10 protein-coding genes are annotated in these 12,887 nt (G+C 73.8%); 5 read left to right on the plus strand and 5 right to left on the minus strand.

The features are described 5' to 3' along the window. Window positions 1-30: 30 nt before the first annotated feature. Genes pucD through OHB04_RS09420 form a run of 3 tightly spaced genes read right to left on the minus strand, consistent with a single transcriptional unit; the run spans window position 31 to window position 3,864 of the window. Window positions 31-2,436 carry a xanthine dehydrogenase subunit D gene (gene pucD, locus OHB04_RS09410; RefSeq protein ID WP_326687213.1) on the minus strand — a complete coding sequence of 802 codons (2,406 nt, stop codon included), beginning with the start codon at window positions 2,434-2,436 and terminating at the stop codon, window positions 31-33. Between the two features lies 1 nt (window position 2,437). Continuing rightward, a complete protein-coding gene (locus OHB04_RS09415) occupies window positions 2,438-2,968 on the minus strand; it encodes a (2Fe-2S)-binding protein (protein WP_326687214.1) in 531 nt (176 codons plus the stop codon). Then, window positions 2,959-3,864 (minus strand): FAD binding domain-containing protein, encoded by a 906-nt coding sequence (locus OHB04_RS09420; RefSeq protein WP_326687215.1) that lies wholly within the window; start codon window positions 3,862-3,864, stop codon window positions 2,959-2,961. Before OHB04_RS09420 ends, OHB04_RS09415 begins: the two co-directional genes overlap by 10 nt. Window positions 3,865-4,223: 359 nt before the next feature. Between OHB04_RS09420 and OHB04_RS09425 the strand changes: the two genes are divergently transcribed. Together OHB04_RS09425 and OHB04_RS09430 are read left to right on the plus strand one after the other, a co-directional pair. Further along, window positions 4,224-6,071, plus strand: coding sequence for a PucR family transcriptional regulator (locus tag OHB04_RS09425; RefSeq protein WP_326807279.1), 1,848 nt, complete (start codon window positions 4,224-4,226; stop codon window positions 6,069-6,071). 320 nt (window positions 6,072-6,391) lie between these two features. Then, on the plus strand, window positions 6,392-7,138 hold the full coding sequence (locus OHB04_RS09430; RefSeq protein WP_326809422.1) for a hypothetical protein: 747 nt from the start codon (window positions 6,392-6,394) through the stop codon (window positions 7,136-7,138). Between the two features lie 91 nt (window positions 7,139-7,229). Here OHB04_RS09430 and OHB04_RS09435 read toward each other — a convergent pair whose 3' ends face one another. Continuing rightward, complete coding sequence (locus OHB04_RS09435; RefSeq protein WP_326807280.1) at window positions 7,230-8,126, minus strand: GntR family transcriptional regulator; 897 nt, start codon at window positions 8,124-8,126, stop codon at window positions 7,230-7,232. A gap of 118 nt (window positions 8,127-8,244) precedes the next feature. Between OHB04_RS09435 and OHB04_RS09440 the strand changes: the two genes are divergently transcribed. Then, window positions 8,245-9,102 carry a (2Fe-2S)-binding protein gene (locus OHB04_RS09440; RefSeq protein WP_326687218.1) on the plus strand — a complete coding sequence of 286 codons (858 nt, stop codon included), beginning with the start codon at window positions 8,245-8,247 and terminating at the stop codon, window positions 9,100-9,102. 238 nt (window positions 9,103-9,340) lie between these two features. Beyond that, window positions 9,341-10,507: a DUF2637 domain-containing protein gene (locus OHB04_RS09445; protein ID WP_326807281.1), complete on the plus strand. Its 1,167-nt coding sequence runs from the start codon at window positions 9,341-9,343 to the stop codon at window positions 10,505-10,507. 230 nt (window positions 10,508-10,737) lie between these two features. On the opposite strand, the gene OHB04_RS09450 is transcribed toward OHB04_RS09445, so the two are convergent. Beyond that, window positions 10,738-12,150 (minus strand): protein phosphatase 2C domain-containing protein, encoded by a 1,413-nt coding sequence (locus OHB04_RS09450; protein WP_326807282.1) that lies wholly within the window; start codon window positions 12,148-12,150, stop codon window positions 10,738-10,740. 106 nt (window positions 12,151-12,256) lie between these two features. Here OHB04_RS09450 and OHB04_RS09455 point away from each other — a divergent pair, with 106 nt between their 5' ends. Continuing rightward, window positions 12,257-12,772, plus strand: coding sequence for a DUF456 domain-containing protein (locus tag OHB04_RS09455; protein ID WP_326687221.1), 516 nt, complete (start codon window positions 12,257-12,259; stop codon window positions 12,770-12,772). Window positions 12,773-12,887 lie beyond the last annotated feature (115 nt).

Here is a 12,887-nt window from a genome sequence, read left to right on the forward strand (position 1 = left end):
CGGAAACGGCAAGGCGGCAGGGGGCGAGCGTCACACCTCGACGATGTGCTCCGGCCGGACAGGCACCCGCGGCAACGCGCGCCCCGTCGCGGCCCGGATCGCCGCCAGTACAGCGGGAGTCGACGAAAGCGTCGGCGCCTCCCCCGCCCCCCGCAGCCCATAAGGCGCATGCTCATCCGCGAGCTCCAGCACATCGACCGGAATGGTCGGGGTATCGAGAATGGTCGGGATCAGATAGTCCGTGAAGGACGGGTTACGGACCTTCGCCTGGGCGTCGACCACGATCTCCTCCATCACGGCGAGCCCGAGCCCCTGCGCGGTACCGCCCTGGATCTGGCCCACCACGGCCTGCGGGTTCATCGCCTTGCCGACGTCCTGGGCGCAGGCCAGTTCGACGACCTTGACCAGCCCCAGTTCGGTGTCGACCTCGACCACGGCGCGGTGTGCCGCGAAGGAGTACTGGACGTGGCCGAAGCCCTGACCTGTCGTCAGGTCGAAGGCCTCGGTCGGCCGGTGCCGCCACTCGTCCTCCACCTCGACGGGCTCGTCACCGAGCACGTCGGCCAAGGAGGCGAGCACCTCGCCGCCGTCGGTGACGACCTTGCCGCCCTCCAGCAGGAGTTCGGCGGTCGCCCACGCCGGATGGTAGGTGCCCAGCCGGGCGCGCCCGCGCTCCAGCACCCGCTCGCGCACCAGCTCGCACACGTGCTTGACCGCGCCGCCGGTGACGTAGGTCTGCCGGGAGGCGGAGGTCGAGCCCGCCGAGCCGACCCGGGTGTCGGCGGGATGGATGGCGACCTGGGTGACGCCCAGCTCCGTGCGGGCGATCTGCGCGTGGACGGTGATGCCGCCCTGTCCGACCTCGGCGGCGGCCGTGTGCACCATGGCGACCGGCTCGCCGCCGACTACCTCCAGCCGCACCCGCGCGGTGGAGTAGTCGTCGAAGCCCTCGGAGAAGCCGACGTTCTTGATGCCGACGGCGTAACCGACGCCCCGCACCACGCCTTCACCGTGCGTGGTGTTGGACAGTCCGCCGGGCAGCGCGCGTAGGTCCGTCTGGTTACCGCCGCCCTCGCCGACCGTCTCCCACTGCCGGTCCATCGGCAGCGGCATCGCCTTGACCCTGCGCAGGATCTCCGCGACCGGCGCCGGGGAGTCCACGGCCTGTCCTGTGGGCAGCACCGTGCCCTGGGACATGGCGTTGCGCTGCCGGAACTCGACCGGATCCAGGCCCAGTTCGGCGGCGAGTTTGTCCATCTGCGCCTCGTAGGCGAAGCACGCCTGGACCGCGCCGAAGCCGCGCATGGCGCCGCAGGGCGGGTTGTTGGTGTAGAGCGCGACGGCCTCGATGTCGACGTCGTCGATGACGTAGGGGCCCGCGCTGAGCGAGGCGGCGTTGCCGACGACGGCCGGCGAGGCGGAGGCGTAGGCGCCGCCGTCCAGGACGATGCGGCAGCGCATGTGGGTCAGCTTGCCGTCGCGGGTCGCCCCGTGCTCGTACCAGAGCTTGGCCGGGTGACGGTGCACATGGCCGAAGAACGACTCGAAGCGGTTGTAGACGATCTTCACCGGCTTGCCGGTCCGCAGGGCCAGCAAGCAGGCGTGGATCTGCATCGACAGGTCCTCGCGCCCGCCGAAGGCGCCGCCGACCCCGGCCAGGGTCATCCGGATCTTGTCCTCGGGCAGACCGAGGACGGGGGCGATCTGCCGCAGGTCCGAGTGGAGCCACTGGGTGGCGATGTAGAGGTCCACGCCGCCGTCCTCGGCGGGCACGGCCATGCCCGACTCGGGGCCGAGGAACGCCTGGTCCTGCATGCCGACCTCGTACTCGCCGCTGACGATCACATCGGCGCGGGCCGCCGCCGCGTCCGCGTCGCCGCGCACGATCGGCTGGCGGTGCACGATGTTGGGGTGCGGGACGTGTCCGGAGTGGTGATCGTCGCGCCCGGGGTGCAGCAGCGGCGCGTCCTCGGCGAGCGCGCTCTCCTCGTCGTGCACGACGGGCAGTTCGCGGTACTCGACGCGGATCTTGGCCGCGGCGCGGCGCGCGGTCTCCGGATGGTCGGCGGCCACCAGCGCGACGGGCTCGCCGTGGTGGCGGACCCGGCCGTGGGCGAGTACGGGCGTGTCCTGGATCTCCAGTCCGTAGTTCTTCACCCCGGTCGGGAGGTCGTCGTAGGTCAGCACGGTGTGCACGCCGGCCTGCTTGAGGGCCTCGCCGATGTCGATGGAGACGATCTCGGCGTGCGCGTGGGGGCTGCGCAGGGTGCAGCCCCACAGCATGTCCTCGTGCCACATGTCCGAGGAGTAGGCGAAGTCCCCGGTCACCTTGAGGGTGCCGTCGGGGCGCAGCGGGGAGTCCCCGACGCCGCCCTGGGTCTCGGCGCCCTGCGCGAGCTGGGTGGGGGTGCGGGTGGGTCCCGTGGCGGAGGCCATCTCAGACCACCTCCGGCGCGCTGTCGGTGCGGGCGGCTGCCAGTCGTACGGCGTCGAGGATCTTCTCGTAGCCGGTGCAGCGGCACAGGTTGCCGGAGAGCGCCTCGCGGATGTCGGCGTCCGAGGGCTGCGGGTTGCGCTCGATCAGCTCGTCGGCGGCCACCAGCAGGCCCGGGGTGCAAAAGCCGCACTGCACGGCGCCGGCGTCGATGAACGCCTGCTGCACGGGCGCGAGCCGCGGATCGCCCTCGGACGAGCCGCTCTCCTTGCCGCCGTCCCGCTCCCGTACGTACTCGGGCAGCCCTTCGACGGTGACGACCTCGCGGCCCTCCACCTGCCCCGCCGCGACGAGACAGGCACAGACCGGGTCGCCGTCGAGGCGGACCGTACAGGAGCCGCACTCGCCCTGTTCACAGGCGTTCTTGGAGCCCGGCAGCCCCATGCGCTCGCGCAGCACGTACAGCAGGGACTCGCCCTCCCACACGTCGTCCGCCTCATGCCGCCGTCCGTTGACGGTGAATGTCACGCGCACTGTGCGCCTCCTTCGGTGGTACGGCCGATTCCGGTGGCGCGGTAGCTCTCCCAGATCCAGCCCAGGGTGCGGCGGGCCATGACGCCCACGGCGCGGCGGCGGTACGCGGCGCTGCCGCGCACGTCGTCGATCGGGTTGCAGGCGCCGGCGCACAGCTCGGCGAACTCGCGGGCCAGGGAGGGGGTCAGCGTCTTGCCGCTGTCCCAGAACCCGCCGTCCGCCAGCGCCGCCGTGAGGAAGTCCTCGGCGATGCGGGCGCGCAGCGGGGTCGGGGCCGCCGAGCCGATGGCGGCCCGGACGGTGCGGGTCGCGGGGTGCAGCGCGATGCCGAAGGCGCACACGGCGATGACCATCGCGTTGCGGGTGCCGACCTTCGAGAACTGCTGGGGCCCGTCGGCCTTCTTGATGTGGACGCGTTTGATCAGCTCGTCCTCGGCGAGCGCGTTGCGCTTCACGCCCGTGTAGAAGTCCTCCACGGGAATGAGCCGGGTACCGCGCACCGACTCCGCCTCGACCTCGGCGCCCGCCGCGAGCAGCGCGGGGTGCGAGTCCCCCGCCGGGGAGGCGGCGCCCAGGTTGCCGCCGACGCTGCCCCGGTTGCGGATCTGCGGGGAGCCGACGGTGTGCGAGGCCAGCGCGAGGCCGGGCAGCTCTTGGGCGAGCCGGTCGATGATCTTCGCGTAGGGCACGGAGGCACCGAGCCGAACGCTCTCCTCGCCGACCTCCCACTCGTGCAGCTCGCGGATCCGGTTCAGGTCCATGAGGTGGCCGGGGCGGCGGTGGTCGAAGTTGATCTCGACCATGACGTCGGTGCCACCCGCGATGGGCACGGCGGAGGGGAACTCGGCCTTGGCGGCGAGTGCCTCCTCCCAACTGGCCGGGCGCAGGAACTCCATGGTGTCTCTTCTCGGTGTGCCGGTCTTCGGGGGTGCCGGTCTTCAGGGGTAGCGGTCTTCGGAGGTGCTGGCGGGAGGTGTGGTCAGTACACAGACACGTACCCGCCCCGGTGCAGTCACTGAAAACATGAAGCGTTTGGCTGGTCGGCGTTCGGGTCTTGTAGATTCAGACGAAAGCCGGAAACCAGCAACCTCACGGCTTCCTCCCGGCAACTCGAAAGGCCGTGCCTCACATCGACCGGGCCCGGCTCCCCGTCCCCTCCCTCACGACAGACAGCCCCCACGACAGACAGACCCACGGCAGCAGACCTCCGCGACAGACAGACCCGGCGACAGACAGAACGGCAGGCGAGGACACGATGCGGCTGCGCGCACTCCTGGAGAACGACTCTCTGGGCCTCAGGCTCCTCGGCGGCGAGGACGAGCTGGACCGGACGGTGCGCGGGGTCATGACCACCGACCTGCGCGACCCCAGCCGCTATCTGGCCGGCGGCGAGCTGGTGCTGACGGGCCTGGCCTGGCATCACGCCCCCGAGGACTCGGAACCCTTCGTGCAGATCCTCGCCACGGCCGGAGTCGCGGGCCTGGCCGCGGGCGAGGCGGAGCTGGGGATGGTGCCCGAGGACCTGGTGATCGCCTGCGCCCGGCACCGGCTGCCGCTGTTCTCGGTCACCGAGGACGTCGCGTTCGCCACGATCACCGAACACGTGGTCCGCCAGGTCTCCACCGAGCGGGCCGGTGACCTGGCCGCCGTGGTGGAACGGCACCGGCGGCTGATGTCCTCGGGCCCGGCAGGCGGCGGGCCCGACGCGGTGCTCGACCTGCTCGGCTCCGACCTGGACCTGCCCGCCTGGGTGCTCTCCCCCACCGGCCGGCAGATCGCCGGGCCCAGCGAGGGCCCCACGCTGCCGCACGGCACAGCGGCCCGGCTGGCGGGCGCCCATATGGCGGCCGTACGCAGCGGACGGCGCGGCCCGCACCGGACGGTGGCGGACAAGGTCGCCTACTCCCTCTTCCCCGTGCGCGAGGGGGTGCGGGACGCGCGCGAGACGGTGCTGTCCGACTGGCTGCTCGCCGTCGCCGCCGACACCGGCGACTGGCCCGCCGAGCGCCTCGACCTGCTGAACGGCGTCACCCAGCTCATCGCCGTCGAACGCGACCGGCGCGACGCGTCCCGCACCGTGCGCCGCCGGCTGGCCCAGGAAGTGCTGGAGCTGGTGCAGACCGGCGCTCCCCCCGGAGAGATCGCCGCCAGGCTGCGGGTCGCCGCGCCGGTGCTGCTGCCGGGGCTGGGGGCCGCGCCGCACTGGCAGGTGGTCGTGGCCCGCGTCGAGTGGGAGACGTCGGACCCGGCGGCCGGCCTGGACGGCGGGGCCATCGCACAGTCGCTCCTCGAAGAGCTGCTCGTGGACCCGAGGACGACGGGCCCCGACGGCTCGGACCGCGTCGCCGTCGCCAAGGCGGACGGGGAGGCCATCGCACTGGTGCCGCTCCCGGCGGGCGGCGAGCGCGAGAGCGACGAGGCAGGTATCGCCGGACAATCGGACGCGGCCCCGGACGCTGTCACCGGTCCCGGCCCCGTCGACGGGAGCGCGGCGAGCGGGGCGAGCGCACGGAACAGGCCGGACAGCTTGCGGCCTGACAGCTCCCAGCCGGACAGCCCGCGGAGCGCGTACGGTGCCGCCGGGCCGGCCGGACTCGGCCGGGGCGAGGGCATGCACGCCGACGCGCTGCTCGCCGCCGTCACGGAGCCGCTGGCCCGGGGCCTGGCGGACGACGGGCGGCTGACGCTCGGGGTGAGCGCCGCCGTGCACTCGCCCGAGGGGCTGCGCGGCGCGCTGGAGGAGGCCCGGCACGCCCGCCGCGTCGCCGCGGCGCGCCCCGGCGCCGTACGCGCCGCCGGCCACGAGGAGCTGGCCTCGCACGTCCTGCTGCTGCCGTTCGTACCGGACGATGTGCGCCGCGCCTTCACCGCGCGGCTGCTGGACCCGCTGCGCGAGTACGACCGCAAGCACCGTGCCGAACTGGTGCCCACGCTGGACGCCTTCCTCTCCTCGGACGGCTCCTGGACGCGCTGCGCGGCCCGCCTCCACCTCCACGTCAACACCCTGCGCTACCGCGTGAGCCGCATCGAACAGCTGACGGGCCGCGACCTGTCCCGGCTGGAGGACAAGCTGGACTTCTTCCTCGCCCTGCGGATGAGCTGAGGCGGGCTCTGACGGGGCCGAGGCCCACCGACGGGGCGCCGTGCGCCAACAGTTGGGCACCGGGCCCCGGTTGGCAGAAACACCCCGTAGGTAAAACTTTGTGAACTGATTCACACCACCCCCTTGGCCGGGCGGGCCCCGCCGTGCTGAGATGCGGTCACATCCGGCTCAATGGCGCGCTTGGGGAGGGCACTGTGGCGGACACCGCCATGTCACGTTCAGGAGGGCTGCATTCCGCAGCCAGGGAGCGGGACACCGGTCCGGGCGGTGGAGGAGCGGGGGCCGGAGGAGTGGGCGAGGGAGACGGCCGGCCACCTGCCATGGGCCCCGACAGCCCGCTGGGCCGGGCGGTGTGGCGGCTGCGCTCGCGCGCCTGCTGGGACGACGCGGCGGCGCTCCTGACCCCCTACGCGCCCAGCCACCCGCAGGCGGCGGTGGGCCGCGCCGCGCTGCTCGTGGAGCGCTGCATGTTCACGGCCGACGGCTGGCCGGAGGCCGAGGACGCGCTGCGCGTCGCCGAGGCGGTGGCCCAGGTGGACGACGACCGGGGCGCCGCCGCCTGCGAGCGCGGCCAACTCGCCTACGCGGCAACGGTGCTGGGCGTCCGCGACAGGACCGACGAGGCACGCGCCGCACTCGGCCGCGCCGCCGCGCTGCTGGCGCCGAGCGCGCCCGGCCGCGCGCTGCTGGACTTCCGCCGCGGCCTGCTCGCGGAGAACCTGAGCGACACTCCCGAGTCGGCCCGCGCCGCGTACCGCAGGGCGCACGCGGGGGCCACCTCGCGCGGCGACCTGCTGCTGTGCTCGTTCACCTGGCGCCATCTGGCGGGCCTCGCGGCCCGCGAGGGCGAACTGGCCGAAGCGCGGCACGGGTTCACCGAGTCGCTGCGGCTGCGCGAGGAGCTGGGCTTCCTGGTGGGGATGGCGCCCGCGCTGGCCTCGCTCGCCGACGTGGAGCCCGAGCCGGAGGCGACCAGGCTGCGCGAGGAGGCCGGCCGCCTCTTCCGCCTGCTGGGCGGGGTACCCACCTGGCTCGCGGCCCGGCTGCCGGGCGGCGGGGGCAGCTGACCGGGGCGGTCCTGCCACGGGACGCAACGGCCCCGCATCGGTACGCGACGGCCTGCGCCGGGACGCGACCGCGCTCAGCAGTGGCCGCGACTCAGAAGTGGCCGCGTACCAGGCGTTCTACGGCGGGCAGATCCTGCTCGGCCAGCGCGTCCAGCAGCGCCAGGTGGTCGGCGGCGTCGGCGAGCAGGTCGGTGGCGCGCGGCGCGGGCGCGGCCCGTACGAACGACAGGTGCGCGCGGCGCTGCACGTCCTCCGCGACGGCGACGAGCTGCCGGTTGCCGGTCAGCTCCAGCAGGGAGCGGTGGAAGACGCGGTCGCTCTCGGCGTAGGCGGTGCGGTCGCCGCGCGTCGCCGCCTCCAGGGTGTCCTCGGCCAGGGGACGCAGCCCGTCCCACTGCTCGGGAGCGACGGTCGTGGCGAGCGTCAGCACGGCCGGGACCTCCAACAGGGCCCGGATCTCGGCGAGTTCGGCCAGGTCGCGGGGGCTGTGCTCGGCGACGCGGAAGCCCCGGTTGGGCACGGTCTCCACGGCGCCCTCGACGGCCAGGCGCTGCATGGCCTCGCGTACAGGGGTGGGCGACACGCCGAAGCGCTCGGCGAGCGCGGGCGCGGAGTAGACCTCACCCGGGGCGAGTTCACCGCACAGCAGTGCGTCGCGGAGGGCTTCGAGGATCTGGGCGCGCACCGAGTGCCGCTGGGGGACGACCTTGGGCGGCGGGGGCTCGCTGTGCACATGTTCGCCCCGCGCGACAGGCTCCGCCACGGGCTCCCGACGTACCGCCCCGCTCTGCGGGCCGACCCGGCCCGCCACCCGGCTCGCCGTCCGGGCCTGCGTCGGGGGGCGTTCGCCGCGCCCGGCCCGTGCCTGGTGGGCGGGCACCTGGACGGGGAGCGCGGGCACTGACGCGGACGGCGGCACCGCCACGGCGGCCACCGGCGGGGCGTCCGCCGTGGGCTGTATGAGTGGCTCCGCTCGGGTCTGCTCCATCTGCCCCCCTCCAGGGTGTTGTGGAGCACCATAGGCGGACGAGACGCGAGATCAAACCTCGGCGACAGTCGGGTAAGGTAAGGCTTACCTGCTAACGATCGCCGATCCGGGGGTTCCCATGGCCGTGCCCACCCTCGCCTCCGTGGCCCCTGACGTCTCCCCTTTCCGCGCGGCCTACGCGCGGCTGACCGAGGTCCTCCCCTCGCTCGATGTGACCGAGACCACGGCTCGTGAATCCCTTCCCGAGGGCGACGGCTGGGTACGGGCGACCGAACTGGCGGACGGCGGCCCGGCGCTGGACGCGTTCCTCGCCCGGGACGAGGAGCAGATCCTGCGGGACTACGGACAGCCCGGGCGGCCCGACGTCATCGCCAGCTTCGGGCTGCACCGCTACGCCTGGCCCGCCTGCCTGCTCGTCACCATCCCCTGGTTCCTCCAGCGTCGGGTGCCGAGGGTGCCCGTGGAGGCCGTCTCCTACCAGCGCTCACTGGGACGGCTCGCCGTGCACATCGAGGAGTTCGCCTGCCTGCCGGACGACCCCGCCTCGGCGGCACCCGGAGCCCGCGTCGTACCGGACGAGGAGGCCCTGCGCACCGAGGTCCGGGCGGCCGTCGCCGAGCATCTGACGCCCGTGCTGGAAGGGTTCAGGCCCCGGATGCGGCGCGGGTCCCGCGCGCTGTGGGGCATGGCGACGGACGAGATCACCGAGGGCCTGTGGTACCTGGGTCATCTGCTGGGCGAGGAGCCGCGCGCGATGGCGGAGGCGCAACGGCTGCTTCCCGGCGCGCTGGCGCCGTTCGCACGGGGTGCCTCCTTCCGCGAGCTGAGTGGCCCGGACGGTGAGCGGCTCACCACGCGCGACCGCGCGAGCTGCTGCCTCTTCTACACCCTCCGCCCTGCCGACACCTGTGTGACCTGTCCCCGTACGTGCGACTCGGAGCGCGTCGAGCGGATGACGGCGGCCACCCGCGGCTGACGCCCGTTCGAGCGAACGCCCCTCACCCGTAAGGGAGTTCGACCGAGAACGCCCTGATCCATGGTCATCGCCCCCTATTAGCGGTCTCTTGCGCCGAAACCCCGCAGCGGGGGGCCGCGACTCCGTAAAGATGCTCGGCGACAGCGAAGCAAGCCAGAGCGCGAGCGCGGCGCTGTGCGTGCGTACGCGGTGTCCGCGCCGCGCGCGCCCAGGCGCCGTGCGGCAAGGGGCACCCCGCATGAGACTGACCGACATATCGCTGAACTGGGTGCTGCCGGGCGCCGTGCTGCTCGTCGGCGCCCTGACCGCGGTGCTGGTGATGGCGCGCTCCCGCCGCCACGGCAAGGCCGACGACGGCGCCGCCACCGGCTCGCACGGACAGCACGGGGCAGGACAGGCCGACTCCTGGGAGCGCATGGAGGAGCGGCGCCGCCGCAAGGAGACCCTCTACGCGACGGCCGCCTACCTGCTCCTCTTCTGCTGCGCGGCCGTCGCCGCGGCGCTCTCCTTCCACGGCCTCGTCGGCTTCGGCCGGCAGAACCTCGGCCTGGGCGGCGGCTGGGAGTACCTCGTCCCCTTCGGGCTGGACGGCGCCGCGATGTTCTCCGCCGTGATCGCCGTACGCGAGGCCAGCCACGGAGACGCCTCCCTCGGGTCCCGGCTGCTGGTGTGGATCTTCGCGGGGGCCGCCGCGTGGTTCAACTGGGTGCACGCGCCGCGCGGCATGGGCCACGACGGCGCACCGCAGTTCTTCGCCGGGATGTCGCTCTCGGCGGCGATCCTCTTCGACCGCGCGCTCAAGCAGACGCGCCGCGCGGCACTGCGCGAGCAGGGGCTGGTGCCCCGGCCGCTGCCGCAGATCCGCGTCGTCAGGTGGCTGCGGGCACCGCGGGAGACGTTCGGCGCCTGGTCGCTGATGCTGCTGGAGGGCGTGCGCACGCTGGACGAGGCCGTCGACGAGGTACGCGACGACCGGCGCCGCAGCGAGCAGGAACGTCTGCGCAGGAGGGAGCAGGAGCGGCTGGACCGGGCCCGGGTCAAGGCGCTCAACAGGCAGCACAGGCTGTGGAACCGGGGGCGCGGCGAGCCGGGGCACCACGTGGAGAGGGAGATTTCGGCGGGGCCCGCCGCCGTCTCCGCTGCCCCTGCCGTATCTGCGGGCTCTGCCGCCGCGCAGCCCGCTGTCGCGTCCGAACCGGCGGACATATCCACGGCGAGCCGGCCTCCGGTCACCGAGGTCGTCGGCACCCCGGCCGTGCGCGGCAGGCCCGCGCTCCAGGCTGTCTCCGACGAGGCGGAGGAGAAGGGCCGGGACGACAGGAGCCGTGACGAGAGGGGTGCGGCCAGCCCTCGGCTGGACTCCCTGGAGGAGAAACTGGCCGAGATCGAGCGGCAGTTCGGCTGAGCGTTTTCGCTTCGCGATGGTGCCGAGCCCCGCTTGTGGCCTGTCCGGGGATCTTTCTGTTGCCCTCTTTCCTGGGGCTGAGCAGGGGGTGCCCCCAGCTGTGCTTTGCAGGGTGCGGGTGTGTTGGGGCCAAGCGCGCAGTTCCCCGCGCCCCTTTGGGGCCGGCCTGGGGAGTGTCTTCAAAGTAGCGTCGTCCGCCCGCCGGGCAGACGGGACTTCGACGACACGACCTAGGCGTCGCCCGCTTTCTCCGTGCGCCGGTGCGGTAGCAGAGCACTCCGGTCCGGAGCGCTCCGTTCCGCACCGGCGTTGCCGTGTCCGGCCGCCTCCCAGACGGTGACCGCCGTGCGGTCGAGGTCGTGGCCCTTGAGCGGCGTCCGGATGTCGGCGAGATAGGCCGCGAGACCGGGCGGGTGGGAGCGGGCCATCCAGCGCGCGGCCAGGCTCCCGGCGAAGGAGCGCTCCTCGCGCAGCGGTACGGCGAACCCCGGACTGCACACCATCAGCGCGTCGCCGGGCCGCGCCACGGAGGCCCGGAAGCGGAACGGCTCGGCGCGGGCGGGGGCCGGCGGCTCCGCCGTGAAGCCGTCACGTGCCGCCGCTGCCTGCGCTCTCGGGTCCTCGGGCGGGGTGGGTGCGAGGTTCGTCGCCGGTTCGGGGCCGGGCCCCGCAACCGGTGCGGGCCCGGCACCGAACCCCACCACAGGGCCGCCTGACTCCCCCTGGCTGGCCTGCGGCTCGATGTCGTGCCAGCGGCCGTCCCGCAGCCGGAACAGGCCGCCGGCCCCGATCCCGAAGAAGATCCGCGTCTGGCACCGGGGGTCGGCGGGCAGGAGCAGGCAGCACAGGTCGGCGGTGTACTGCTCCGGTTCGAGGCCCAGCGCCGCCGCCTGGGCGCGCAGCTTTCCGAACGTGCGGTCGGTGAGACGGTGCAGCCCGGACTTGAGCGCGCCCCTGCGCCCCGCGCGGATGTCCTCGGCGAGCCGGGCGTGGCTGCGGCCCACGGCGGACCCGATCGAGTGACACGCCTCCCGCGCCGCGCGGTGCGCCCCCGGCCCACCGTGGGCCCCGACGGCGACGGCGACGAGCAACAGCGCCCCCTCCCCCGTCCCGAACCGCGCCGTCAACAGCGCGTCCCCCCGCAACGTCCCCGCGCGCTTCGCCCCGGCCCCCCGCAGCGAAGCGGCCCGCAACGTCAGCCCGCCGTGCCGCCCCCCGTCCAGCGCGACCTCCGCCACCAACTCCGAAAGCCCGGCAGGATCGGCCAGGGGAATCACCCCGTCCTCCTCCGGGTCCTCCAGATCCTGCGGAGCCTGCGGGGGCTCCGGGAGGGCAGGATCGGGACACTCCGGGACGGGCTCCCCCCGGGCGGGCTTCCCCTCAGCGGGCTCCCCCCGAGCGGGTTCCACGGGTGCGGGGCCGTCCATGGCGGGCTCTTCCCGCGGGGCGTCTCCGTTTCCTCCCCGTGGTGCCAGGGTGTGGGTCACCGAGGCGAAGCGGTCGTCCAGGGTGTCGGGGGCGCGGGTTCTGCCGGTGTCGGAGGCGGTGGCGTCGTACAACTGGGCCCACCAATCGCCCCGTTCCCCGCCGCGCTCGCCGTGTTTCTCGTCCCGTCCCTCGCCGCGTGCCCCCTGTTCGCTCATCCGCTCATTGTCTCGCGCACGTATCGGGCGGGAAGCCCGTACGGAAGAACGGCGTGGAAGGGTCGTGGAACGCGCGGTCCGGCTCCGGTTCGGGCAGGCTTTCCCCATGGACACCTCCGGGACGCTGAGCGTGCCGCAGCCGCTGCTGGTGGGCATTGTGCTGCTGCTGGGGCTGATCGGGTCCGTGCTTCCCGGGGTGCCGGGGACGCTCGTCGTCTGGGCCTCGGTGTTCTGGTGGGCGGTGTGGGACCACAATCGCGCCGCCTGGTGGCTGCTCGTCGCGGCCACGGGACTGCTACTGCTGACGGCTGCCGTACGGATGTTCGCCCCCGCACAGCCGCGCCGGAGATCCGAGGCCGGCCGACGCCTGCTGCTCATGGCGGGGGCGTCCGGCACGGTGGGCTTCGTGCTCGTACCCGTGCTCGGCGTCCTCCCGGGCTTCCTCGCCGGGATCTACGGCAAGGAGCGGATGAGGCTCGGCAGCCACGGCGCAGCCGTCGCCTCGACCCGCACCGTCATGCGCGGCGGCGGCTGGCGGACGCTGGCCGACCTCACCGCCTCCCTGCTGGTGGCCGTCGGCTGGGTGATCATCGTGCTGTGGGGTCCCCGGGGCCAGGGGTAGGTCCGGCGGATCATGCGTGCCCGGCGCGGGGGCGGGCCCCCAAGGGGCGCGGGGAAATGCGCGACCAGCCCACAACACACCCGCACCCTGCACAGCACAGGCAGGGGCGCCCCTG

Source organism: Streptomyces sp. NBC_01775 (assembly GCF_035917675.1).
Classification (GTDB): domain Bacteria; phylum Actinomycetota; class Actinomycetes; order Streptomycetales; family Streptomycetaceae; genus Streptomyces.